Source organism: Pseudomonas sp. 8BK (genome assembly GCF_902506475.1).
Classification (GTDB): domain Bacteria; phylum Pseudomonadota; class Gammaproteobacteria; order Pseudomonadales; family Pseudomonadaceae; genus Aquipseudomonas; species Aquipseudomonas anguilliseptica.
The window spans coordinates 1,213,140-1,238,054 of sequence record NZ_LR733252.1; the positions used below are offsets into that span (position 1 = coordinate 1,213,140).

Consider the following 24,915-nt stretch of genomic DNA (forward strand, 5'->3'; position numbering starts at 1 on the left):
CCATGGTTGGCAAGAATATCCTGATCGTCGATGACGAAGCACCGATCCGTGAAATGATCGCCGTGGCCCTGGAAATGGCCGGCTACGAGTGCCTGGAAGCGGAGAACACCCAGCAGGCGCACGCCATCATCGTCGACCGCAAACCCGATCTGATCCTGCTCGACTGGATGCTCCCCGGCACCAGCGGTATCGAACTGGCGCGCCGCCTCAAGCGCGATGAGCTGACCGGTGATATCCCGATCATCATGCTCACCGCCAAGGGCGAAGAGGACAACAAGATCCAGGGCCTGGAAGTCGGTGCCGACGACTACATCACCAAACCGTTTTCGCCGCGTGAACTGGTCGCCCGCCTCAAGGCCGTGCTGCGCCGCGCCGGCCCAACCGACAGCGAAGGGCCGATCGAAGTCGGCGGCCTGCTGCTCGACCCGATCAGCCACCGCGTGACCATCGACGGCAAACCCGCCGAAATGGGCCCCACCGAATACCGCCTGCTGCAGTTTTTCATGACCCACCAGGAACGCGCCTACACCCGCGGCCAGCTGCTTGATCAGGTCTGGGGCGGCAACGTATATGTCGAAGAGCGCACCGTCGACGTGCATATCCGCCGCCTGCGCAAAGCCCTGGGCGAGGTCTACGAGAATCTGGTGCAGACTGTACGCGGCACGGGTTACCGTTTCTCCACCAAGAGCTGACTTAAGCTCTGCGGCACCAGGCAAGCATGGATTGATTGGCGGATGAGTGTGAATTGAATCAAGACTGGCGCGGCCCCCTGATACGTCGTTTGTTGCTGCTGGTCGGTGTCTGCCTGCTGCTCGGGTTGATCACCGGCGAATATGCCTGGGCGCTGGTGCTCGGCCTGGCTGGTTACCTTGGCTGGCACCTGAGCCAGCTGCTGCGTTTGCACAAATGGCTGCGCACCCGCCAGGGTGACGAAGCGCCGCCCGATGGCTATGGCCTGTGGGGCGAAGTATTCGACAGCATCTATCACCTGCAGCGCCGCGACCAGAAAGTCCGTGGCCGCCTGCAGGCGGTGATCGACCGCGTGCAGGAGTCCACCGCCGCGCTGAAAGATGCGGTGATCATGCTCGACCGCGACGGCAACCTGGAATGGTGGAACATCGCCGCGGAGAAACTCCTGGGCCTGAAAACCCCGCAGGACAGCGGCCAGCAGATCACCAACCTGGTGCGCGACCCGCGCTTTATCGAGTATTTCGAGAACCACAATTACAACGAGCCGCTGGAGCTGCCCTCGCCGGTCAGCGACCGCCTGCGCCTGCAATTCCATATCACCCAGTACGGCAACCGCGAACACCTGATGCTGGTGCGCGACATCACCCGCCTGTATCAGCTGGAACAGATGCGCAAGGACTTCGTCGCCAACGTCTCGCATGAGCTGCGCACCCCGCTGACAGTGATCGCCGGCTACCTGGAAACCCTGCTGGATAACGTTGAAGACGTGAATCCACGCTGGCTGCGCGCCCTGCAGCAGATGCAGCAGCAAGGCGGACGCATGCAGAACCTGCTGAATGACCTGCTGCTGCTGGCTAAATTGGAAGCCACCGACTATCCCTCGGATAACCAGCCGGTGGCCGTCGACCTGCTGCTGCTGAGCATCAAGAACGATGCCCAGGCGCTGTCCGGCGAGCGTCATCACCGCATCAGCCTGGAAGCCGACCCGCACCTCAAGCTCAAGGGCAGCGAAACCGAGCTACGCAGTGCCTTCTCCAACCTGGTGTTCAACGCCGTCAAATACACCCCGAACGAAGGCGAGATTCATGTGCGCTGGTGGGGCGATGAGCAGGGCGCACACCTCAGCGTGCAGGACAGCGGCCTGGGTATCGAGGCCAAGCACCTGCCGCGCCTGACCGAACGCTTCTACCGGGTCGACTCCAGTCGCGCCAGCAACACCGGCGGCACCGGTCTGGGCCTGGCCATCGTCAAGCATGTGCTGCTGCGCCACCGTGCACGCCTGGAGATCGTCAGCAGCCTGGGTAAAGGCAGCACCTTTACCTGTCACTTCTCCAGCCAACAGGTTGTCAAACGCGGCCAGTAGCCGCGTCCTACTTGCAAAGCCCGCTGGCAACCTCCACCCTTTAGCGGTCATCCACTACCCGAACCCTGTATGGACCCCTCCACGAGTTACGCCGCCAACAGCTATTTCGCCGATTTCGGCCTTGTCCTCTTCGCCCTGTTTCTGGTTCTGCTCAACGGCTTCTTCGTCGCCGCCGAGTTCGCCATCGTCAAACTGCGCGCCACCAAGGTGGATGCCCTGGCCGCCCAGAACGGTTGGCGCGGGCATATCCTGCGTACCGTGCACAACCAGCTGGACGCCTACCTCTCAGCCTGTCAGCTGGGGATCACCCTGGCCTCACTCGGCCTCGGCTGGGTCGGCGAACCGGCCTTTGCCCACCTGCTCGAACCGCTGCTTGGGGCCATTGGCATCGAGTCGCCGAAACTGGTGCATGGCATCGCCTTCTTCACTGCGTTTTTCATCATTTCCTATCTGCATATCGTGATCGGCGAGCTGGCGCCCAAGTCCTGGGCCATTCGCAAACCCGAGCTGCTGTCGCTGTGGACGGCCGCACCGCTGTACCTGTTCTACTGGGCCATGTATCCGGCGATCTTCCTGCTCAATGCCAGTGCCAACGCCATCTTGCGCATCGCCGGTCAGGGTGAGCCGGGGCCGCACCATGAGCACCATTACAGCCGTGATGAGCTCAAGCTGATCCTGCACTCCAGCCGCGCCAGCGACCCCAGCGATCAGGACATGCGTGTGCTGGCCTCGGCGGTGGAACTGGGCGAACTGGAAGTGGTGGACTGGGCCAACTCCCGCGAAGACCTGGTGTCGCTGCCACTGAACGCCGCGCTGGATGAAGTGTTCGGCGTGTTCCGCCGGCATAAATACAGCCGCTACCCGATTTATGACGACAACAGCGGTGAATACGTCGGCGTGCTGCATATCAAGGACCTGCTGCTGCACCTCTCCTTGCTGGAAATGCTGCCCTCGGCACTGAAACTGGCCGAGCTGATGCACCCCATCGAGCGCGTCAGCCGGCATATGCCGCTGTCCACCTTGCTGGAGCAATTCCGCATCGGCGGCTCGCACTTCGCCCTGGTCGAAGAAGCCGATGGCAAAGTCATCGGCTACCTGACCATGGAAGACGTGCTGGAAGCGCTGGTCGGCGATATTCAGGACGAACACCGCAAGGCCGAACGCGGCATCCTCGCCTACCAGCCGGGCAAACTGCTGGTGCGTGGCGACACACCACTGGCCAAGGTCGAGCGCCTGCTCGGCGTCGACCTCGATCACGTCGAAGCGGAAACCCTCGCCGGGCTGATCTACGAAACCCTCAAGCGCATGCCCGAAGAAGAGGAAGTGCTGGAAGTCGACGGCCTACGGATCATCGTCAAGAAGATGAAAGGCCCGAAGATTGTCCTAGCCAAAGTGCTTAAGCTGGATTGAGAGAGGTGGGCGTAGGTTGCTGCCGAGCGTAGCGAAGCCCAACAGCTGCTAGTCAGCTGCATTGGGCTTCGTCGTGCGGCTCCTCAACGAAGCGCCGCCCGACCAACCTACGACCCGCATGGGCATGCGACCAAGCCAGCCTATTCCCCACCAACGGCAAAGTTAGGCAGGCTATTGACCGGCTGGGCAAAGTTGAAAGGAATCGACTCCAGCGCCAGGCCGACATTGCGCTGCACCACAAAATGCAGGTGCGGGCCGGTGCTGTTGCCGGTATTGCCAGAGCGCGCAAGCAGGCTGCCGGCGCGCACACGACTACCCTCGCTGACCGCCACCGAACCCTTCATCAGGTGCAGGTAAACGCCCATGGTGCCGTCGTCATGCAGGATGCGCACATAGTTGCCGGCCGGGTTGTTGCCGCGTCCACTCTGCCGATTCTCGGTTTTCACCACAATGCCGCTGCGGGCCGCGACAATCGGCGTGCCTTCGGGCATGGCGATATCCATGGCGTAACGGCCTTTCGGGGTGAAGTGGCTGTACTTGCCATTGGCGCCCTGGGTCAGGCGAAACGGGCCGCCGCGCCACGGCAGCGGATAGCTCTTCTGCGTCGGCAGCAGGCGCGGATCGCCCATGGCGTAACGCAGCTTGGGCGTATAACGCATGGGTTTGCTGGCATCACGCGGGGCCAGGGTAGCCAGGCGGATATTGCTGCGCGGCGGCAGCACCCAGCTGATCGGCTTGTTCGGCACGCCGGTGACGTTGTCAGTGGCTTCCAGGCGCAGTTCGATCTGCACAGGGGCGTGCAGGTCGTTGCGTACCAACAGGGTTTCACCGGCTTCGTGCTTCTTGGTTTCCAGCTTTACCTGGTTGTCCAGGCGCTCAACCATGCGGTCGCGAAACACGAACACCTGCGCACCGGGCGCGGCCTGGTCGGTATAGGTGACCACGCCGTTGGCATCGGTGTACTTATAAATAGTCAACGCCGCTGCCTGGCCGGCAAGGGTCAACAAACTGCAGAGAAGTATCAAACGCCCTAGCATAACGACTCGGATCTTATGATGTGCTGTGTCCGGACCATTGAGATTAGCAGCGCTACCGCCACCGTGCGAGGCACCATGGGTCAGGCTGTGAACCGGCTCACCGCCACCGGTCGGCATATGCCGCCAGTTTCCCCGGATGGCGCCCAGACTTCGGCCTGCGTGAAACACATAGCGGGGAGTTGCGGATAGGCTGGCGCTATGCGCAGCGTCGCCCTACGCGCCGGGGCTAAAATGCTTCTGCGCGGTACCGCGTGCGATCAGTCGGGATATGTAGTCGAGCTTCTGCGGATCGCGGTCGACGAATCTGAAAGTCAGTTGCAGCCACTCGCTATCGGGTTTTGGCTCGAACGCCGCGACGGCATGCAGATAGCCGTTGAGCCGTGCGGTTTCCGCCGCCTCGCCCTGCTCCAGATCGAGCACGGCGCTTTCCAGCACCTGCGGCAGTACCTCGGTGCGTTTGACCACCAGCAGTGCTTCCTTGAGGCTCAGCGCCTTGATCACGCAGGACATGGTGGCACCGCCAGGCAAACGCAACTGGCCCTGACCACGGCCGCTAGGCGCGCTGGATGCAGGTGCTTTGGCAGCAGGTTTGCCGGCAAAGGCCGCAGCGGCTTGCACGGCAGGCCCTGCTGCAGGCTTGACCACATCGGCCTTGCCGCCAGTCAGTGCAGATAAAGAGTCGTTGGCAAAGGCGCCGCTGCTGAGCATTTTCGGCGGTGCGCTGGACATCAGCGCCTGCAACTTGCCGGCACGACTGAGGGCCTTCTTCACCTTGGTGATCAGCTGCTCGTTGGAAAAAGGTTTGCCGATAAAGTCGGAAACGCCGGCCTGAATCGCCTGCACCACGTTCTCTTTGTCACCGCGACTGGTGACCATGATAAACGGCACGATTTTCAGGCTGTCTTGTTCGCGGCACCAAGTAAGCAGTTCCAGGCCGGACATTTCCGGCATTTCCCAGTCACAGAGAATCAGGTCGACCGGCTGGCGCGTCAGCATCTGCTGGGCTTTGCGCCCGTTGACGGCTTCTTCGATCTGGATGCCTGGGAAGTGATCGCGCAACCCCTTTTTCACCAAATCGCGGATAAAGGTTGCGTCGTCCACTACCAGCACGCTGACTTTGCTCATCGGCCACTCCTGTTCTAATGGCCTTAAGCATAGTCACGGCTACTGGCCAAAGGCCAACCGAAATGCACCATATGTCGCGATCAGGTGCATCTTTGCCATGCAGCGCCGTACGGGGCGGCGCGTCAACACCGCCCGTAACAGCCGACTCAGTTGCCCTTGTTGGTGCCCTGCACTTCTTCCTGCATGCGGGTCAGGCCGATGTGTTTCACGTCGGTGCCGCGTACCAAGTAGATCACCAGTTCGGCGATATTGCGCGCGTGGTCGCCGATGCGCTCCAGCGAACGCAGGGCCCAGATGATGTTGAGCACGCGCGAAATCGAGCGCGGGTCTTCCATCATGAAAGTCACCAGCTCACGCAGTGCAGTCTTGTATTCGCGGTCGACGGTCTTGTCGTACTGCGCCACCGACAGCGCCAGGTCGGCGTCAAAACGGGCGAACGCGTCCAGCGCTTCCTGGACCATCCGGCGCACCTGATCACCGATATGCCGTACTTCGACATAGCCGCGCGGCGCTTCGCCTTCTTCGCACAGCAGGATGGCGCGCTTAGCGATCTTGGTGGCTTCGTCGCCGATGCGCTCGAGATCGATTACCGACTTGGAGATGCTGATGATCAGACGCAGGTCGGACGCGGCCGGCTGACGACGGGCAAGAATGCGCACGCACTCCTCGTCGATATTGCGCTCCATCTGGTTGATCTGGTCATCGATCTCGCGCACCTGCTGAGCCAGGCCGGAGTCGGCATCGATCAGTGCAGTAACCGCGTCGTTGACCTGCTTTTCGACCAGGCCGCCCATGGCCAGCAGGTGGCTACGCACCTCCTCCAGCTCGACGTTGAACTGCTGGGAGATGTGCTGGGTAAGGTTTTCTTTGTTGATCATGTGCAAACCCTTGAATTAACCGAATAACGTCTCTGCTTAGGATGGGCTTTGGCAGAGGGTGCTGGGCAAGGAGGCGGAACGCAGACAGTACAAGTTAGTACGGCAAGTTCCGCCGACGCAGTCCAGCGCACTCTGACATGCCCATCAGCCGTAACGACCGGTGATGTAGTCCTCTGTCTGTTTCTTCGCCGGGTTGGTGAACAGCGTATCGGTATCACCGAACTCGATCAGTTTGCCCATGTACATAAACGCCGTGTAATCCGAGACCCGCGCCGCCTGCTGCATGTTGTGGGTAACGATGACGATGGTGTATTTGGATTTCAGTTCGTAGATCAGCTCTTCGACTTTCAGTGTCGAGATCGGGTCCAGCGCAGAGCAGGGTTCATCGAGCAGCAGCACTTCCGGCTGCACCGCCACGGTACGGGCGATCACCAGACGCTGTTGCTGACCACCGGACAGGCCGAGTGCCGACTCGTGCAGACGATCCTTCACCTCATCCCACAGTGCGGCGCTTTTCAGTGCCCATTCCACCGCTTCATCAAGCACGCGCTTCTGGTTGATGCCCTGGATGCGCAGGCCGTAGACCACGTTCTCGTAAATACTCTTGGGGAACGGGTTGGGCTTCTGGAATACCATGCCGACGCGGCGACGCAACTCGGCGACGTCTTCGCCCTTGCGGTAGATGTTCTTGCCGTCGAGGTTGATTTCGCCTTCTACGCGGCAGCCGTCGACCAGATCATTCATCCGGTTGAAGGTGCGCAGCAGGGTCGACTTGCCACAACCGCTTGGTCCGATAAAGGCCGTCACGCGCTGGTTGGGGATAGTCATCTGCACATCGAACAGCGCCTGCTTTTCGCCGTAGTACAGATTCAGACCGGGGACGTCGATGGCCACACGCTCGTTGGCCATGTTCAGGCCCTGGCGGTCACGACCAAGGGCGGCCATGTCGATACCGTGTGTGTGTGCTTCGTGCTGCATGGGATGCTCCCTACGCTAACAAATACGTTGAGCCGCCACGGCCAGCGGGCCGCGGCGCAATGATTAGTGATCCAGCGCCTTGTACTTCTCGCGCAGGTGGTTGCGGATATAAACCGCTGACATGTTCAGCACCACGATGACCAACACCAGCAGCAACGCGGTGGCGTACACCAGCGGCCGCGCGGCCTCGACGTTGGGGCTCTGGAAGCCGACGTCGTAGATGTGGAAGCCCAGGTGCATGATCTTCTGATCAAGGTGCAAGTACGGGTAGTTACCATCCACCGGCAGGCTCGGGGCCAGCTTGACCACCCCCACCAGCATCAGCGGTGCCACTTCACCGGCGGCGCGGGCCACGGCAAGGATCAGGCCGGTCATCATTGCCGGGCTGGCCATGGGCAGCACCACGCGCCAGAGGGTTTCCACCTTGGTTGCGCCGAGGGCCAGGGAGCCTTCGCGTACGGCCCGTGGAATCCGCGCCAGGCCTTCTTCGGTGGCCACAATCACCACCGGCAGAGTGAGGATCGCCAGGGTCAACGAAGCCCACAGCAGACCGGGCGTGCCAAAGGTCGGCGCCGGTGCGGCTTCCGGGAAGAACAGGCGGTCCAGCGAGCCGCCCAGCACATAGACGAAGAAGCCCAGGCCGAACACCCCGTAAACGATGGCCGGCACGCCGGCCAGGTTGTTGACCGCAATACGGATCACCCGAGTCAGCGGACCCTGCTTGGCATACTCACGCAGGTAGATGGCCGCGACTACACCGAACGGGGTAACGATCACGGCCATGATCAGGGTCATCATCACGGTGCCGAAGATCGCCGGGAAGATACCGCCTTCGGTGTTGGCCTCACGCGGGTCGTCGCTGACAAATTCCCACAGTTTGGCGAGGTAGAAGCCGAACTTGTCGCCCAGGCCCATGGCATTTGGCTGGAACGCGCGCACCACCTTACCGAGGCTGATGGTTACTTCACGGCCATCGACAGTCTTCAGCGTGACGCTGTCGCGGTTGAACGCCTGATTAAGGGCGATCAGCTCGGTTTCCAGCACCTTGTACTCGGCGTCCCACTGCGCACGCTCGGCGTCCAGCTCGGCCTGGGCAACCTCGTCCAGCTTGCCCTGCAGCTCCAGCTTGCGGGTTTGCAGACGGATGCGTTCCAGGCCGGCGTTGATCCGGCCGATGTCCTTCTTCTCCAGGCGCACCAGTTGCTTGTGCAGCTGCTCGACGCGCTCAAGTCGCTCTTGCAGGGCGGGCCAGCTGGCGTCGCCTTCAGCAACCAGTTCGCCGCTTTCCTTGACGTTGACCAGGTAGCCGTAGAAGTTGCCCCATTCGCGGCGCTCCAGCGCCGTAAGGTTTTCCGGAGTGCGCAGGTTGCTCAGCCATTCGCCGACCACCCAGGTGAAGTCCGCGCCATACACATCGCGGTTACCCACCTTGAACAGCTCGCGGGTCATAAATTCGCCGCCCTCGGCAGTCACCGGCAAGCCGGAAGCCGCCAGACGCGCACGTGGCACTTCCTCGATCTGGGTGACCTCGCCGGCCATCACCTTGGCTTGCTGACCAGGGATCTGGTAGTCGGCCTCAATGATATCCGCCGGCCAGAAGTGGCCGAGGCCGCGCACGGCAATCACCATCATCAGACCCAGGGTCATGATCACCGCGATCGACACCGCGCCGGCATTCATCCAGATCCACGGCGTACCGCTCTTGAACCAGGTTTTCAGGTTGTTCTGTTTCACGGACATATACCTTCCCAAGCCTTAGAGCGAGGCGTACTTGACGCGCAGACGCTGGCGCACCAGCTCCGCCAGGGTGTTCATGACAAAGGTGAAGCCGAGCAGCACCAGCGCCGAGAGGAACAGCACGCGGTAGTGGGTACCACCGACTTCCGATTCGGGCATTTCCACCGCCACGTTGGCGGCCAGGGTGCGCAGACCTTCGAAGATGTTCATGTCCATGATCGCGGTGTTGCCGGTGGCCATCAGCACGATCATGGTTTCACCAACGGCGCGACCCATACCGATCATCACCGCCGAGAAGATGCCTGGGCTGGCGGTGAGGATCACCACCCGGGTCAGGGTCTGCCAGGGCGTGGCACCCAGGGCCAGGGAGCCGAAGGTCAGGCTCTTCGGCACGCTGAACACGGCGTCTTCGGCGATCGAGTAAATGGTCGGGATCACCGCAAAGCCCATGGCCAGGCCGACTACCAGAGCGTTGCGCTGGTCGAACGGAATGCCCAGGTCGTTGCTCAGCCACATGCGCATATTGCCGTCGAACAGCAAATTCTCAAGATGGCCGCTAAGAGCCAACGACAAGTAGCCCACCAGCAGGATCACCGGAATCAGCAGCGCCGACTCCCAGCCATCTGGCACGCTCAGGCGAATCGACTCCGGCAGGCGACTCCACAGGTAACCGGCCAGCAGAATGCCGATCGGGGTAAAGATCAGCAGACTGAAGATGCCCGGTAGATGACCTTCCACATAAGGCGCAAGGAACAGACCGGCAAAGAAGCCGAGAATCACCGTCGGCAGCGCTTCCATCAGCTCGATCACCGGCTTGACCTTGCGACGCAGCGCCGGGGCCATAAAGTAGGCGGTGTACAGCGCGGCGGCGATGGCCAGCGGGGCGGCCAGGAGCATGGCGTAGAACGCGGCTTTCAGGGTACCGAAGGCCAGCGGCGCAAGGCTCAGCTTGGGTTCGTTGTCGGTGCTGGCCGAGGTCGACTGCCAGACGTGGCCGGGTGCGTCGTAGTTCTCGTACCAGACCTTGCCCCACAGCGAGCTCCAGGAGATTTCCGGGTGCGGGTTGTCGATGATCAAACGCTGTAGCTGACCATCGCTCTCCACCAGCACGCGGTTGGCGCGGGGCGACAGAGCAGCCAGGGCCTGACCGTCAGCAACTGGCTCAACCAGCAGGGTGCGGTGCGCAGTACTGTGGAAGATACCCAGGTTGCCTTTGGCGTCCAGGGCGAAGAAGCCCTTGCGGCGCTCTTCCGGGAGGATCTGCACGATAGGGTTGCCGGCCAGCTGAAAGCTGCGGATGGATTTCAGCACGGCCTTGCCGTCTGCTTCACGCACCATAAACCACTGAGCGATGCCGCCGCTGCTGTCGCCGATCATCAGCGAGATACCGCCGAGCAGCGAGGTGGCGTTGCTGACTTCCAGCTTGCCGTCCTCCAGCAGCTTGTAGCGGCCGTTCAGGCTGTTGCTGCGCATGTCGAACACATCGGCCGTGGCACGGCCATTGACCACATACAGCCACAGGTGACGCGGATCGATGATCAGTGCCTTGATCGGCTCGGCGATCTGCGGCAGAGCCACGCGCTCTTCGCTGAGGGTCACCTCACCGGTCATCAGGTTTTCTTCGCGGCCCAGGCTCAGCACGTGCAGCTCGGTGCCGGTGGAGCCAGCCAGCATCAGCGTGCCGCTGTTCAGACTGATGCCCATGTGATCAAGCTCGCGACCCTGAGGGTCGAGCTCGATCGGCGCCTCGCCGAACGGGTACTCGATGCTCGGCGTGATGGTTTGCACATCATTCGGGTAGCTGAGTTTGTAGACATGCTGGAACACCAGCACCTGGCCGTTGGACAGGCCCAGGGCGACGCGATTGCTGCCCGGCTGATCCTGGCCGACCGAAGCAATCCGCACATCCGCCGGGATCGGCAGCTGCACACTGCTCAGCGGCTGCATCTTCTTCGCATCGAAGAACTGCACCTTGCCGCTCTGGTCCAGGCGCATGGCCATCTGATTCTGTTCTTCCAGAGTCAGCAGCAGTGGCGCGGCAGCTTCATTCAACCAGGCGACCTGCACCGGCTTGCGAGCGTCCAGGCTTGCGCCCTGGAACATCGGCAGCACCACGTAGGCCAGGTAGAAGAAGATCAGGGTGATGGCGCCGAGTACGGCCATACCACCGATGGATACGGCCCAGCGGGCGAAACGATCTTTCAGCGCGCGGATACGCCGCTTGCGCTGCAGGGCCGGAGTGTTGAAGTCCAGCCCAAGGGATTTGGAGGTGGCGGTCATGGTTTCACTAGCCAAGTCATTCATAGGTAAGAGCGTCTCTGCGCAGCCATGAGCGCGCCATAGTGATTTCTGTCGCTATACGAGGCGCTAACTCTAGCCGGCCTATGTGACAGAAAAGTTACAGCGCTTTGACAAAGCAACGCCCGCCTGTCGTAAACGAAGGCGGGCGTGCGGCTTACGTGGCGTCCTTGCCTATACCCGGATTACTCCAGGCCCAGCTCCTTCAGGGTTTTCGCCGCCACTTTGCTTGGCAGCGGGATGTAACCGTCTTTCACGACCACTTCCTGGCCTTGCTTGGACAGCACCAACTTGACGAACTCGGCGTCCAGCGGGCTCAGTGGCTTGTTCGGCGCCTTGTTGACGTAGACGTAGAAGAAGCGAGCCAGCGGGAACTTGCCAGCCAGGGCGTTTTCTTCGTTGGCGTCAAAAGCTTCGCCGCCTTTCTTCGACAGCGGCACGGTCTTCACGCTGGACGTCTTGTAGCCGATGCCCGAGTAACCGATGGCGTTGATGGTGCTGGAGATCGACTGCACCACGGAAGCCGAACCTGGCTGCTCGTTGACGTTAGCCTTGTAGTCGCCTTTGCACAGGGCTTCTTCTTTGAAGTAACCGTAAGTGCCGGATACCGAGTTACGGCCGAACAGCTGAATCGGCTTGGCCGCCCACTCGCCGGTCATGCCCAGATCACCCCAGGTTTTGATATCGGTAGCACCACCGCACAGGCGGGTGCTGGAGAAGATCGCGTCAACCTGAGCCATGTCCAGGCTCTTGATTGGGTTGTCTTTGTGCACGAATACCGCCAGGGCGTCGATGGCCACCGGTACGGCAGTCGGCTTGTAGCCGTATTTCTCTTCGAACGCCTGGATCTCGGCATCCTTCATTGGGCGGCTCATCGGGCCCATGCTGGCAGTGCCTTCAGTCAGAGCGGGCGGCGCGGTGCTCGAGCCGGCGGCCTGGATCTGGATGTTGACGTTCGGGTATTCCTTTTTGAACTCTTCAGCCCACAAAGTCATCAGGTTGGCCAGGGAGTCGGAACCAACGCTGGACAGGTTGCCCGACACGCCGGAAGTTTTGGTGTAGCTCGGCAGAGCCGGATCGACAGCAGCAACCGCAGTGGCGGTAGCCACGCCAGCGGCGACAAAAGTCATGGCCGCCATCAAACGCTTAAGTTTCATGCCTTACTCCTAGCAGACTAGTGTTGGATTGAACGGGGCCAAGTATCTGTAGGCCGCATGACGACTGTATGTAAGCAATGTGACAGTTAGATGAACGCAACCCATGTTTTGCTGCAGTCGATGACTGAGGTGCAAAGCCCAGGCGGCCAAGTGCCATGGTCGCCCTGCGACTGCCGAGTCGCTATACTCGCTGCGCCCGCACTCCCGCGGGCCTGCTGGGCCGACCCGCGATAGCCGCAGAGCCTGACTCGCCGCCACCGCCAAGCCCTGCACCGCGCCAATAACAACAACCGCGCCGCGAGCCTATCCGATGCACGATTTCGAACAGGAAGACCCCATCCCGCAAGGCGACCTGGCTTTGCAGATCACCGCATTGCCACGTGAAACCAACGGTTTTGGCGATATTTTCGGCGGCTGGCTGGTGTCGCAGATGGACCTGGCCGGCACCGCCATGGCCAGCAAGGTAGCCGGCGGCCGCGTAGCCACCGTGGCCATCGACCGCATGGCCTTCCTGGTGCCGGTAGCGGTTGGCGCACAGCTGTCCTTCTATACGCAAACCGTGGAAGTCGGCCGTAGCTCGATCCAGATGCTGGTCGAAGTGTGGAGCGACGATCCGCTGTCCAGCGAGTGGCGCAAGGTCACCGAGGCGGTATTCGTGTTTGTTGCCATCGACGGCAGCGGCCGCACGCGCCCGGTGCCCAAGCGCAGCTGAAACCGAGCGAAGGGCTGCATCGGAACGGGCATAGCCCGCTCCGAGCATGATTGAAGTGAACTAACCCGCCAGCGGAATACAAATCGCCGTGCGCAACTGGGCCGGCGGCACACTGCGCACGTCATTCAGATATTCCTCAAAGCAGGGTGCTTCTCCGGGTTGCTCGCCGGAATTTGGCAGCCATTGGCTATATAGCCAGTGATAGGCCTGATCCAGCTCGGCGTAGGGCCCGACAAACTCCAGCACCGCACACCGCCCGCCTGGGGTCTGCAGACGGCGCAGCGGCGCACTCAGCATCAGGTTATCGGGCGCTTCGATACAGGCGTCCGCGCGTAGTGCCGCGACCGGCTGCGACAGCGGATCGTCATAGTAGATGCCGAATGAACGACTCTGCGCGACCGCCAGCCCTTGGCCTGCGGCCCAGGCGTTGAGCCGTTCGAAGGTTTCGCCAATAGCCTGATAATTGCCGCAATGAGCCATGGCGGCGACGGATTGTGGGCTGAGGGTACGGATTTCCACCTGATACATGTTTGTATGCTCCTGAAAGGGCGGGAAAGTCAGGGGAGCCACCGCCTGCGTGCGCGCCCGGTACGCCGTGGGCGCTTCGCCATAGGCCTCGCGGAAAGCGCGGCTGAAGGCCTGCACGCTGCCATAGCCGGCCGTGCGAGCCAGCCGAGCAATGCCTTGCGACGATCCGCACAAGGCCACCGCGGCCCGGTGCAGACGCATGCGCCGCTGGGTGTCCTGCGGGGTTTCGCCGGTCAGCCCGCGGTACACGCGGTGGAAGTGGAACGGCGAAAGGCAGGCCTCGTCGGCCAGGCGGTAGAAATCCATCGGCTCGTCGAGATGCGCCAACAGCCAGTCGAGGACCTGCTGCAATGCGACGGCATAACGTTGACGAGTGACGACCTTCATACATGGCTCCCTGTTCGCACCGCGGCGATCGCCACGGTGTAGAACGACCTTAAACGGCCCCGGTTAACCCGGATTGCGCTTTTCCCTGTGCCAGAAACGCAGAATGCCGGCATCAGCCGGCATTCCTTGGAGCCCCGGGTATTAACCGCGGATATTGTAGATGTCCTTCTCGTTCAGCTCGGCGTATTCGTACAGACGCTGCAGATAAGCCTTCTGCTGCGCCCACACCTTGCTTGCTACTGGATCGGCGGCGGCGCTGGTGTCGACCACTTCGGCGGCCACTTCCTTGAGCTTGGCCAGCACTTCGTCCGGCAGACGGCGCACTTCCACGCCCTCGCCCTTGAGCTGCTCCAGGGCTTCCATGTTCTTCGCGTTGTAATCGTCGAGCATGTCGCCGTTCACATCACGCGCGGCGGCGCGAACGATGGCCTGCAGATCCGCCGGCAGGGTTTCCCACGCCTTGATGTTGATATCCAGCTCGAAGGTGACGTTCGGCTCTTGCCAGCCCGGGGTGTAGTAATACTTGGCGGCTTTGTGCAGGCCCAGGGCCTGGTCGTTGTATGGGCCGATCCACTCGGTGGCGTCGATGGCACCGGTTTGCAGCGCAGTGAAGATCTCACCGGCCGGCATGTTGACCACGGTACCACCCATCTTGGTCAGCACTTCGCCGCCCAGACCTGGGGTGCGCATCTTCAGGCCCTGGAAGTCCTCAACCGAGTTGATTTCCTTGTTGAACCAGCCGGCAGTCTGCACGCCGGTGGAGCCACAGGCCATCGGCAGCACGCCGAACGGCTTGTACACCTCTTCCCACAGCTCGATACCGCCACCACGGTGCAGCCAGGCGTTCATTTCCTGAGCATTGGGGCCAAATGGCGAAGCGCAGAAGAACTGCGCGGCCGGTACTTTACCTTTCCAGTAGTAAGGCGCGCCGTGGCCCATCTCGGCGGTACCGCGGCTCACTGCATCGAATACTTCCAGTGCCGGCACCAGCTCGCCAGCGGCATAGACTTTGACCTTCAAGCGGCCGTTGCTCATTTCATCAACCAGTTTGGCGAAGCGCTCGGCACCGACACCTACGCCGGGGAAGTTCTTCGGCCAGGAGGTAACCATTTTCCAGTTGAAGGTTTGGCTGCTCGCGCCTTCTTGGGGCTTACCAGCGGTTTCAGCCTCTTGTTTGCAGCCGGCCAGTGCCGTGGCTGCAAGGCCTACGCCTGCTGCTGCGAGAATTTGACGACGTTTCATGCAAAGCTCCTTTATTGTTGTAGTGGTCTGACCACAGGATCGCTGCGGACCCACCGCGCCTGAGTAACATAGGGGTAAGTGACTCTCAAGCCTAGCGGATACGACTAAAGTTGTAGTGCCATTGCCGCACGTGCCCGGGCCTGCCTAGAATCGCCGGCCTGCCTGCCCACAAAGCCCATAACCATAAGGACTCATAATGTCCGATAAACCGCCTCTGCTGCTCGGCCTTGCCCGCCTGATCGATTCATTCAATTCCCACCTCGGCAAAGCCTGCTCATGGCTGACCCTGTTTCTGGTCCTCGGTACTGCCATAGTGGTGATCCTGCGTTACGGTTTCGGCATCGGCGCCACCGCCCTGCAGGAAGCCGTGCTGTATAGCCACGCGCTGGTATTCATGGGCGCTGCCGCCTGGGTGCTGCAACGCAACGGCCACGTGCGCGTGGACATCTTCTATCAGAAGTTCAGCGCCAAACGTAAAGCCCTGGTCGACAGTCTCGGCACCTTACTGTTTCTGCTGCCGGTGTGCCTGTTCCTCGGCTGGGCCAGCTGGGATTACGTCAGCAATTCCTGGGCAACCCTGGAAGGCTCCAGCGAGTCGGGCGGCCTGAAATTCGTCTACCTGCAGAAGAGCATCATCCTGGTGCTGGTGGTCAGCCTGGCACTACAAGGAATCTCCGACTTGATCAAATTCGCCAATATCCTCACCGGCCGCCTGCAGGGCGCGGAGGTGAAGCATGGCTGAGTTGATGGCGATTCTGCTGTTTATCAGCATCTGCGCGGCCCTGATGGCTGGCTACCCGGTGGCCTTCACCCTGGGCGGCGTATCGCTGCTGTTTGCCGGCATCGGCATTCTGACTGGCACCTTCGATGGCGGCTACCTGAGCGCCCTGCCCAACCGCCTGTTCGGCATCATGAACAACCAGACCATGCTGGCGGTGCCGTTGTTCGTGTTTATGGGGGTGATGCTGGAGAAGTCCAGGGTCGCCGAAGACCTGCTGGAATCTATGTCCCGACTGTTCGGCACGCTGCGCGGCGGCCTGGCAATTTCTGTGTGCGTGGTCGGCGCGTTGCTGGCGGCCTCCACCGGTATCGTTGGCGCCACCGTGGTGACCATGGGCCTGCTGGCCCTGCCGACCATGCTGCGCCGTGGCTATGACCCGGCGATTGCCACCGGCACCCTGGCCGCCACCGGCACCCTGGGGCAGATCATTCCGCCGTCCATCGTGTTGGTGCTGCTGGGTGACGTGATGTCCAGCGCCTACCAACAGGCGCAGCTGAAGATGGGCATCTTCTCGCCCAAAACCGTCTCGGTCGGTGACCTGTTCGTCGGTGCGCTGCTACCTGGCCTGCTGCTGGTGGGGCTGTATATCGCCTACATCATCGGCGTGGCAATCTTCCAGCCGAAGAAGCTGCCAGCGCTGCCGCAGGAAGAGCTGGGCCCGATCGAATGGGGCAAGCTGATCAACGCCCTGGTACCGCCGCTGCTGCTGATCGGCGCGGTGCTCGGCTCGATCCTCGCCGGTTACGCCACCCCCACCGAAGCCGCTGCACTCGGTGCCCTTGGTGCCATGCTACTGGCCTTCTACAAGGGCAAGCTGAACTTCGGCCAGCTGCGCGAAGTGGCCTACGGCACCACCGAAATCAGCGCTATGGTGTTCCTCATTCTGATCGGCGCCTCGCTGTTCTCCCTGGTGTTCCGCGGCTTCGGCGGTGAAGCGATGATCGAGGACATCTTTGCCCAGTTGCCTGGCGGCGTGCTCGGTGCGTTCTTCCTGGTGATGGTGGTGATCTTCCTGCTCGGCTTTATCCTCGACTTTATCGAGATCACCTTTGTGGTGGTGCCGATTGTCGGTCCGGTATTGCTGGCCATGGGCCTGGATCCGGTATGGCTGGGCGTGATGATCGCACTGAACCTGCAGACGTCCTTCCTGACTCCGCCGTTCGGCTTTGCGCTGTTCTACCTGCGCGGGGTCACCCCGGCCTCGGTACCCACCAGCACCATCTATAAAGGCGTGCTGCCGTTTATCCTGATCCAAATCCTGCTGCTGGTAATTGCCTACCAGTTCCCCGGGCTGATCACCTGGCTGCCGGAACAGGTCTACGGCAAGTAAGCCTGACTCCAGCCCAGAACGCCCGTCACTGACGGGCGTTTTGCTTTCTGCGCGCAAGCTGGGCTCCAATAGCCTTCTTTAATCCCTATCTCTACGAGTACACCGATGGCCAGATCCCACGTTGAACGCCTTGAGCTGGATGAGCTGACCTGCTGGCGCGCACGGGTTGGTGCCCGCGAACTGCTGATCAGCCAGCAAGGCGCGCAGATACTCAGCTATCAGGAAGATGACCAGCCGCCGCTGATCTGGCTCAGCGAGCAAGCGGCCTACAAGCGCGGCCAAGGCGTGCGCGGCGGCGTGCCGGTGTGCTGGCCATGGTTTGGCAGCCTGCAACGCAACCCGCAGGCCATACAAAGCATGCACCTGCAGCCCGACACTGCACCCGCCCACGGCCTGGCACGCAACCTTGACTGGCAGCTGCAAGGCATCGATCAGCACGATGATGGCGTCCAGCTGGAATTCGTCTACAACAGCGCCACCCAACCACTGATCGACTGGCCCCACGCCGCCGAACTGCGCCTGAGCATTCGCCTGGATGAGCGCCTGCATATCCAACTGAGCAGCCGCAACCTGGGCGAAACGCCGCTGGCCATCAGCCAGGCGCTGCACAGCTACTTTGCCGTCAGCGATATCCGTCACGTCGCGGTCGAAGGCCTGCACGGCTGCCGCTATATCGAAACCCTGGAAGACTGGCAGCAACGCCAGCAGGACGGCCTGCTGACATTCAGCGGCGAGACCGACCGCATCTACCTGGACACTCCGGCGCAGCTGAGCATCCTTGACCGCGCCTGGCGGCGGCGCATCCAACTGCACAGCAGTGGCTCAAACTCGGCCGTACTGTGGAACCCCTGGATCGACAAGGCGCAACGCCTCTCGCAATTCGCCGCTAATGCCTGGCCTGGCATGCTGTGTATCGAGCACGCCAACGTACTGGACGATATCCGTGTGCTGGCGACGGGTGAGCAGCATCAGCTCGATGTGAGTCTCTGGGCCGAATCCTGCCGCGATTAACCGACCAACGGTTTACCCCCTCCCCGCGCCGAGCCCATCCGGGCTCGGCCGTAGCACAGCGGTCACAGGCCAACCCGGCAGAACCTGCACTACGTCACACTAACTTGCAGTAATCAGACAACTTCTGTGACGCGCCACTAATTTGCCAGTAAGCAATTACTTACATATATAGAGCCATATCCCTACATAACTTTTCAGACCCATCTTATTGTGACGAAACACTCATAATTTTTAGGAACTATCGTTCCAGTTAATAATCGCCGAATATCTCTCACTGTTACATATTTCACACTTTCAACGGTTGTCCGACACTCTTCATAGGGCTAGGATGCCCACCTCACTAGGACGTGCGCAACTTGTTGCACATTTAAGTGCGCAACTTCTTGCGCACCCACAGCGCAGCAAGATGATCTTCGCAAGCTTCACCGGCTTCTCCGAAGTTACTCGCAGCGATAATCGAGTCATGGAATGACCTATTCAAACAAACTCACTGCTCATTATTTAGAGCTGGCCAAACTTCCTATAAATGAAGGGAACTTTGCCGGTAATGACGTGCGTTATTCCACGGAATATGAAGTTCTCGAAAACGAGCTGGGCAAGGCCACCGCACTGCACGAAACGGCGGCGATCGACTGGCAAAAGGTCCGCGAAAACAGCGAGATACTGCTCAGCGCCCACTCCAAGGATTTGCGCGTTGCCGCCTGGCTGATCTGGGGGCTTTACCAGCGTGAATCCTTCCCCGGCCTGCAAGCCGGTTTCAGCCTGCTGCACTACCTGTGCCTCAACCACTGGGTCGAGCTGCATCCGCGCAAACCGCGCACCCGCGCCGCCGCCATCAGCTGGCTGATTCCTCGCCTGGAGCAGGCGCTGGCCGAACATGTACCGATTGGCGAACAACTGGCGCTGTTCCGCAGCCTGGCCGAGCAACTGCGCGCTCTGGAAGCCTGCCTGGCCGAGCACCTGGGCGAGGATGCACCACTGCTGCTGCCGCTGTGCCGGCGCCTGGATGAGCTGGTCAAGCGCGCCAGCCAGGGTCAGCCGGAGCCCGGGTCCGTCGGCGCGGCGATTGCCCAGGTCAAACAGGCCGCCAGCCAGATGCTCACCCCTGGCGCACCAGTGGAAAGTGAAAAGGAAGCGCACAAGAGCCTACGCAGCCTGCAAGACCAAGCCCGTCCGCTCTGCGCCTATTGGCTGAAACAGAAAGCCAGCGACCTGCGCGCCCTGCGCCTGGCGCGCACCCTGCTCTGGCTGCCCATCGACAGCCTGCCGGAACGCAACGCCGAACAGATCACCGCGCTGCGCGGCTTGCCTGCCGACAAGCTGGCCAGCTATCAGGAGCGCTACCAGAACGGCCAATACGCCGACCTGCTGGTCGACCTGGAAGCCAGCATCGCCCGCGCGCCCTTCTGGCTCGACGGCCAGCATCTCGTCTGGCAGTGCCTGCACGAACTGGACGCCGAGCAGGCGATGCGTGAAGTGGAAATCCAGCTCGCACTGTTTATGCAGCGCATGAGCGGCTTGGAAGAACTGCGCTTCCACGACGGCAGCGCCTTCGCCGATGCACAGACCCGAGCCTGGCTCAGCTCCCACGTAATGCCTCATGTACAGGCGCCGGTCAGCGAAAACGCCCCAGTCGCCAACGACGGCAACAGCCTGCCGGCCTGGGATATCGCCCTGCAGGAAACCCTGCCCAAGCTGCGCAAGGACGGTCTGAAATCCGCCGTGCAGCAACTTAAGCTCGGCCTGGCCAAGGCGCGCGGCGGCCGTGAACGCTTCTTCTGGCAGCTGACCCTGGCGCGCCTGTGCTACAGCGCAAAGAAATACGAACTGGCCAAGACCCAACTCGAATCGCTCGACCAGACGCTACAGGCCACCGGCCTCGGCGACTGGGAACCCGATCTCGCCCTGGACGTACTGCGCATGCTGCACAGCTGTTGTGAGCTGTTGCCGCAGAACCACGCGGTGCGTGAAAGCAAGGAAGAGATCTACCGCAGGTTGTGCCACCTCGATCTTGAAGTGGTACTGGACTAGGCCCTCGGGCCATAACCGTAACGGAGAATGACCATGGCCAAAGAAGGCTCGGTAGCCCCCAAGGAACGCATCAACGTCACTTTCAAACCCGCCACTGGCGGTGCTCAGGAAGAGATCGAACTGCCACTGAAACTGATGGTTCTGGGTGACTTCACCCAGCGCGCCGACGATCGCAAGATCGAAGACCGCAAGCCGATCAGCATCGACAAGAACAGCTTCGACGAAGTGCTGGCCAAGCAGGAACTCAACCTGACCTTCGCCGTGCCTAACCGTCTGCAGGACGACGCTGAAGGCGACGACATGGCCGTGCAGCTACGCATCAACTCGATGAAGGACTTCAACCCGGCCAATGTCGTCGACCAGGTCCCTGAGTTGAAAAAACTGATGGAACTGCGCGACGCCCTGGTGGCTCTGAAAGGCCCACTGGGCAATGCCCCAGCCTTCCGCAAGGCCATCGAAAGCGTGCTGGCTGACGACGACTCGCGTGACCGCGTACTCGGCGAACTCGGCCTGGCTGCCCAAGGCAAGCTGGACTCCTGATTCAATTAACAAGGAAGCTAATTCATGAGCACTAGTGCAGCAGTAGAAAGCGGTCGCAGCGCCGCCGACCTCGGCATCCTCGACCGCATCATTGCCGAGACCAAACTGACTCCGGACGACGAAGCCTATGACATCGCCAAGCGTGGCGTGTCGGCCTTTATCGAAGAGTTGCTGAAGCCGCAGAACGAAAATGAGCCGGTGAAAAAGGCCATGGTCGACCGCATGATCGCGGAGATCGACGCCAAGCTCAGCCGGCAGATGGACGAAATCCTCCACAACGCCGAATTCCAGGCGCTGGAATCCTCCTGGCGCGGCCTCAAGCTGCTGGTGGATCGCACCAACTTCCGCGAAAACATCAAGCTGGAGATCATCAACGCCTCCAAGCAAGATCTGCTCGATGACTTCGAGGACAGCCCGGAAATCATGCAGTCCGGCCTGTACAAGCACATCTACACCGCCGAATACGGCCAGTTCGGTGGCCAGCCGGTCGGCGCACTGATCGCCAACTACTTCTTCGACCCGAGCGCTCCGGACGTCAAGACCCTGCAATACGTTGCCAGTGTCGCCAGCATGTCCCACGCGCCGTTTATCGCCGCTGCCGGCCCGAAATTCTTCGGCCTGGAAAGCTTCACCGGTCTGCCGGACCTGAAGGATCTGAAGGATCACTTCGAAGGCCCGCAGTTCGCCAAATGGCAGAGCTTCCGCGAGCAGGAAGATGCCCGCTACGTCGGCCTGACCGTACCGCGCTTTCTGCTGCGCAACCCGTACGATCCGGAAGACAACCCGGTGAAGACCTTCGTCTACAAAGAGAACGTCGCCAACAGCCACGAGCACTACCTGTGGGGCAACACCGCCTACACCTTCGCCTCCAAGCTGACCGACAGCTTCGCCAAGTTCCGCTGGTGCCCGAACATCATCGGCCCGCAGAGCGGTGGTGCAGTAGAAGACCTGCCGCTGCACCACTTCGAAAGCATGGGCGAAATCGAAACCAAGATTCCGACCGAAGTGCTGGTCTCCGACCGTCGTGAATACGAACTGGCCGAAGAAGGCTTTATCGCCCTGACCATGCGCAAGGGCAGCGACAACGCCGCGTTCTTCTCCGCCAACTCGACACAGAAACCGAAATTCTTCGGCATCAGCGAAGAAGGCAAGACCGCTGAACTGAACTACAAGCTCGGCACCCAGCTGCCGTACATGTTCATCATCAACCGTCTGGCCCACTACCTGAAAGTGCTGCAGCGCGAGCAGATCGGCGCGTGGAAAGAACGCACCGACCTGGAGCTGGAACTCAACAAGTGGATCCGTCAGTTCGTTGCCGACCAGGAAAACCCAAGCTCCGAAGTACGCAGCCGTCGTCCGCTGCGCGCCGCTCAGGTCATCGTCAGTGATGTTGATGGTGAGCCGGGCTGGTACCGCGTCAGCCTCAACGTGCGCCCGCACTTCAAGTACATGGGTGCCGATTTCACCCTGTCGCTCGTCGGCAAACTGGACAAGGAATAAGCATCCTTATGGCCGGGTACGGAAGCCTATTCGAACGCCTCGGCGGTGAAGCCAGCCAGCGTGCTGGCTGGAGCCGCGAGGTTGCCGCCATGGCATCGGTGGCTACCCACCTGGCGAAAATGCTCAGCACCCGGGCGGGCAGCGTGCAAACGCTGCCCGACTACGGGTTGCCCGATCTCAACGATATGCGTCTGTCGCTGCACGATTCGCTGCAGCAGGCGCGTATCGCCATCGAACGCTTTATCGAAGCGTACGAACCGCGTTTAAGCGAAGTGCGGGTGATTTCCCTGCCCCGCGACAACAACCCGCTGAGCCTGGCCTTTGCCATCGAAGGCCTGCTGGAAGTGGACGGCTTTAAACGCCAAGTCAGTTTCTCCGCGCGCCTGGATGGCAGCGGACAGGTCAAGGTCAATTAAGGAGAGCCCATGTCCGGTAAACCCGCCGCCCGCGTCAGCGACCCCACTGTCTGTCCGCTTCCTGGCCACAGCAAGAATCCAATCACCGTTGGCTCACCCAACGTGCTGTTCGACAACCTGTCCGCCGCACGCCAAGACGACCCAACTGCCTGCGGCAGCTCCTTGGCCAGTAACGTGATCAGCAATGTACTGATCAACGGTAAGCCAGCTACCACGGTGGGCACTGTGGGTAATCACGGCAATCCGGTTGTGGCGGGTTCGGGGACGGTGATTATCGGGACCAGTGGGGGTGGGGCGGCATTTACAGCGCCGGCGCCACTGACTATTGCAGAAGGATTCGACCGCCTGTTTTCCCTCGAAGCAGAGGGCGGTCAGCCCTTAAAAGGGCTCGCCTACCGCATAGTGTCTGAGAGCGGAATTACCAAGCAAGGCTCCACAGCAGAAGCCGGCATCACTGGCAGCATCTACACCGGCGGAAAGAAAGAAGCTCTTACGCTCTACATCTCTGGAGAGGACTGATGGAAACCCTCATCACTCTCGACGGGGTCACCCATACCTTCGTAACAAAGGAAGGTAAAACCGAGCTCAAGGTGCAGTCCGAAAGCACGCCAAGCAAGGACAAAGAACCACCGAAGATCAAAGTTCCCACTGCATGGTTGATTACGCGCAAAAACGGATTTCCCCTGTTTGCTGTGCGGCCGACTCAGGGCGAAAAGCCTTTCCGCATCATTACGGCCGACAAGCTGTACTCGGAAAAAATTCAGTGGTTCGAACCGTTGGCGGACAAATATCGAGAGCTGATATGGCAGCACCCGGATTCATCCAAGCCTGGTTCGGAAGCTCACTCCGCGTACAAACACTTCACTTGGAAGCAAATTATCGACTTCGCCACCATAGATCGGTGGTCGATCAGCTTCGCCAAAGGACTCCCTGGCGATTGGAAAGGCAACTCGGACGGCGGTGCCGGTTTCCTGATGGTTATGGTCGATAAATACCCCTACTGGACCGATGGCGTCGGACAGATACCATTCGCGGCCGACACCTTCAGGAAGTATTTCGAAGAGCTACGCGCCAAACCCGCCGCGATCAGCAAAACAGTGCGGACTGGGATGGAATATGGAGACGGCAATCCTTTCGCTCCAAGTAGCGATCCAAGCAATGAATACGACAATTACATGGTGCTTCGCGGGGCGCTTTGGGCCTCCGAAAACTTCCAGTTGGTTATCACCCAGAAAGTGGTGCCTACGCGAGGCGGTGCCCGCACGGTCGAACAGGTGAGCTCTGTATTCCAGCCAGGATCTATGCAGTATCTCCAACAATCCATATCCACAGAATCTCTCTCCAAGTTCGGAGAGTGGAAGAAATGAGTCGGCAAAAACTTATCGCCTTTGCATGCCACGCCGCGGCATGCCTGCTTTTCCCGCTAGCCACTAGCCTGGGTTTCCAGGCCTATACATTTCTCTTTGGCTCCCCGTTATCCAGGGGGGTCGCATTAGGTTTAGCGGTTCAGCTTATTTTCGTCGCCTTTGTCTTGGTCAATGGCCTGATCACCCTCACAACAAGCGTGAAAGTAAAGATCGCCCTGACCAGTGCATTGGTAATAGCGAACCTTATCTACTTGCTGCCGCAACATCCTTTGCGAGCACTGTTCTTCGCCGGCTTGTCGGGAGTCCTGACATTGGCGGCCATCTACGCGGCAGCACGCCTGGCTCTGGCCGGAAAGAGTACATGAACCCCTTTTCACCAACAGCCACCCGAATCAAG

At 60.7% G+C, this 24,915-nt stretch carries 23 protein-coding genes; 14 read left to right on the top strand and 9 right to left on the bottom strand.

What is annotated here, in order from left to right; translation table 11 throughout:
- The first annotated feature begins 2 nt into the window (after positions 1-2).
- The 3 genes from phoB (at position 3) to ACIN8IBEIGE_RS05530 (ending at position 3,463) form a co-directional block, all read left to right on the top strand.
- Complete coding sequence (gene phoB, locus ACIN8IBEIGE_RS05520; protein WP_160013767.1) at positions 3-692, top strand: phosphate regulon transcriptional regulator PhoB; 690 nt, start codon at positions 3-5, stop codon at positions 690-692.
- 53 nt (positions 693-745) lie between these two features.
- The gene (gene phoR, locus ACIN8IBEIGE_RS05525) at positions 746-2,053 is read left to right on the top strand and encodes a phosphate regulon sensor histidine kinase PhoR (RefSeq protein ID WP_160013768.1); all 1,308 of its coding nucleotides are present in this window, start codon (positions 746-748) and stop codon (positions 2,051-2,053) included.
- A gap of 69 nt (positions 2,054-2,122) precedes the next feature.
- Positions 2,123-3,463 carry a hemolysin family protein gene (locus ACIN8IBEIGE_RS05530; protein ID WP_160013769.1) on the top strand — a complete coding sequence of 447 codons (1,341 nt, stop codon included), beginning with the start codon at positions 2,123-2,125 and terminating at the stop codon, positions 3,461-3,463.
- 140 nt (positions 3,464-3,603) lie between these two features.
- Here the strand turns inward: ACIN8IBEIGE_RS05530 and ACIN8IBEIGE_RS05535 are convergent, their stop codons facing one another.
- The 7 genes from ACIN8IBEIGE_RS05535 to ACIN8IBEIGE_RS05565 all read right to left on the bottom strand — a co-directional run bounded on the left by ACIN8IBEIGE_RS05535 (position 3,604) and on the right by ACIN8IBEIGE_RS05565 (position 12,673).
- A complete protein-coding gene (locus ACIN8IBEIGE_RS05535) occupies positions 3,604-4,500 on the bottom strand; it encodes a peptidoglycan DD-metalloendopeptidase family protein (RefSeq protein ID WP_160013770.1) in 897 nt (298 codons plus the stop codon).
- A gap of 213 nt (positions 4,501-4,713) precedes the next feature.
- On the bottom strand, positions 4,714-5,625 hold the full coding sequence (locus tag ACIN8IBEIGE_RS05540) for a response regulator (protein ID WP_090379656.1): 912 nt from the start codon (positions 5,623-5,625) through the stop codon (positions 4,714-4,716).
- A gap of 146 nt (positions 5,626-5,771) precedes the next feature.
- Positions 5,772-6,503 (bottom strand): phosphate signaling complex protein PhoU, encoded by a 732-nt coding sequence (phoU, locus tag ACIN8IBEIGE_RS05545; RefSeq protein WP_090379653.1) that lies wholly within the window; start codon positions 6,501-6,503, stop codon positions 5,772-5,774.
- A gap of 144 nt (positions 6,504-6,647) precedes the next feature.
- A complete protein-coding gene (pstB, locus tag ACIN8IBEIGE_RS05550; RefSeq protein WP_160013771.1) occupies positions 6,648-7,481 on the bottom strand; it encodes a phosphate ABC transporter ATP-binding protein PstB in 834 nt (277 codons plus the stop codon).
- 63 nt (positions 7,482-7,544) lie between these two features.
- Entirely contained in the window at positions 7,545-9,221 is a 1,677-nt protein-coding gene (gene pstA, locus ACIN8IBEIGE_RS05555) for a phosphate ABC transporter permease PstA (RefSeq protein ID WP_178124330.1), read from the bottom strand.
- Between the two features lie 15 nt (positions 9,222-9,236).
- On the bottom strand, positions 9,237-11,522 hold the full coding sequence (locus ACIN8IBEIGE_RS05560) for an ABC transporter permease subunit (protein WP_160013772.1): 2,286 nt from the start codon (positions 11,520-11,522) through the stop codon (positions 9,237-9,239).
- 179 nt (positions 11,523-11,701) lie between these two features.
- Positions 11,702-12,673, bottom strand: coding sequence for a PstS family phosphate ABC transporter substrate-binding protein (locus ACIN8IBEIGE_RS05565; RefSeq protein WP_160013773.1), 972 nt, complete (start codon positions 12,671-12,673; stop codon positions 11,702-11,704).
- 310 nt (positions 12,674-12,983) lie between these two features.
- Between ACIN8IBEIGE_RS05565 and ACIN8IBEIGE_RS05570 the strand changes: the two genes are divergently transcribed.
- Positions 12,984-13,385, top strand: coding sequence for an acyl-CoA thioesterase (locus tag ACIN8IBEIGE_RS05570; RefSeq protein WP_090379640.1), 402 nt, complete (start codon positions 12,984-12,986; stop codon positions 13,383-13,385).
- Positions 13,386-13,445: 60 nt separating this feature from the next.
- On the opposite strand, the gene ACIN8IBEIGE_RS05575 is transcribed toward ACIN8IBEIGE_RS05570, so the two are convergent.
- Both ACIN8IBEIGE_RS05575 and ACIN8IBEIGE_RS05580 read right to left on the bottom strand, forming a co-directional pair.
- Entirely contained in the window at positions 13,446-14,300 is an 855-nt protein-coding gene (locus ACIN8IBEIGE_RS05575) for a GyrI-like domain-containing protein (protein ID WP_160013774.1), read from the bottom strand.
- 141 nt (positions 14,301-14,441) lie between these two features.
- A complete protein-coding gene (locus ACIN8IBEIGE_RS05580; RefSeq protein WP_160013775.1) occupies positions 14,442-15,542 on the bottom strand; it encodes a TRAP transporter substrate-binding protein in 1,101 nt (366 codons plus the stop codon).
- Between the two features lie 196 nt (positions 15,543-15,738).
- Here ACIN8IBEIGE_RS05580 and ACIN8IBEIGE_RS05585 point away from each other — a divergent pair, with 196 nt between their 5' ends.
- From ACIN8IBEIGE_RS05585 to ACIN8IBEIGE_RS05630, 10 genes are all read left to right on the top strand, one after another.
- Positions 15,739-16,284 carry a TRAP transporter small permease subunit gene (locus ACIN8IBEIGE_RS05585; RefSeq protein ID WP_160013776.1) on the top strand — a complete coding sequence of 182 codons (546 nt, stop codon included), beginning with the start codon at positions 15,739-15,741 and terminating at the stop codon, positions 16,282-16,284.
- The gene (locus ACIN8IBEIGE_RS05590; protein ID WP_160013777.1) at positions 16,277-17,653 is read left to right on the top strand and encodes a TRAP transporter large permease subunit; all 1,377 of its coding nucleotides are present in this window, start codon (positions 16,277-16,279) and stop codon (positions 17,651-17,653) included. Before ACIN8IBEIGE_RS05585 ends, ACIN8IBEIGE_RS05590 begins: the two co-directional genes overlap by 8 nt.
- A 105-nt stretch (positions 17,654-17,758) precedes the next feature.
- Positions 17,759-18,664, top strand: coding sequence for a D-hexose-6-phosphate mutarotase (locus tag ACIN8IBEIGE_RS05595; protein WP_160013778.1), 906 nt, complete (start codon positions 17,759-17,761; stop codon positions 18,662-18,664).
- Positions 18,665-19,132: 468 nt separating this feature from the next.
- Positions 19,133-20,695, top strand: a complete 1,563-nt coding sequence (tssA, locus tag ACIN8IBEIGE_RS05600) for a type VI secretion system protein TssA (RefSeq protein ID WP_160013779.1) — start codon at positions 19,133-19,135, stop codon at positions 20,693-20,695.
- A gap of 33 nt (positions 20,696-20,728) precedes the next feature.
- Positions 20,729-21,235 (top strand): type VI secretion system contractile sheath small subunit, encoded by a 507-nt coding sequence (gene tssB / locus ACIN8IBEIGE_RS05605; RefSeq protein ID WP_090379617.1) that lies wholly within the window; start codon positions 20,729-20,731, stop codon positions 21,233-21,235.
- Between the two features lie 24 nt (positions 21,236-21,259).
- Positions 21,260-22,735 carry a type VI secretion system contractile sheath large subunit gene (tssC, locus tag ACIN8IBEIGE_RS05610; protein ID WP_160013780.1) on the top strand — a complete coding sequence of 492 codons (1,476 nt, stop codon included), beginning with the start codon at positions 21,260-21,262 and terminating at the stop codon, positions 22,733-22,735.
- A gap of 8 nt (positions 22,736-22,743) precedes the next feature.
- Complete coding sequence (gene tssE, locus ACIN8IBEIGE_RS05615; RefSeq protein WP_160013781.1) at positions 22,744-23,151, top strand: type VI secretion system baseplate subunit TssE; 408 nt, start codon at positions 22,744-22,746, stop codon at positions 23,149-23,151.
- 9 nt (positions 23,152-23,160) lie between these two features.
- Entirely contained in the window at positions 23,161-23,670 is a 510-nt protein-coding gene (locus ACIN8IBEIGE_RS05620) for a PAAR domain-containing protein (protein ID WP_160013782.1), read from the top strand.
- Positions 23,670-24,518 carry a hypothetical protein gene (locus ACIN8IBEIGE_RS05625; RefSeq protein ID WP_160013783.1) on the top strand — a complete coding sequence of 283 codons (849 nt, stop codon included), beginning with the start codon at positions 23,670-23,672 and terminating at the stop codon, positions 24,516-24,518. Before ACIN8IBEIGE_RS05620 ends, ACIN8IBEIGE_RS05625 begins: the two co-directional genes overlap by 1 nt.
- Positions 24,515-24,883 (top strand): hypothetical protein, encoded by a 369-nt coding sequence (locus tag ACIN8IBEIGE_RS05630; protein ID WP_160013784.1) that lies wholly within the window; start codon positions 24,515-24,517, stop codon positions 24,881-24,883. The genes ACIN8IBEIGE_RS05625 and ACIN8IBEIGE_RS05630 overlap by 4 nt, the downstream gene beginning before the upstream one ends.
- The last annotated feature ends 32 nt before the right edge of the window (positions 24,884-24,915 follow it).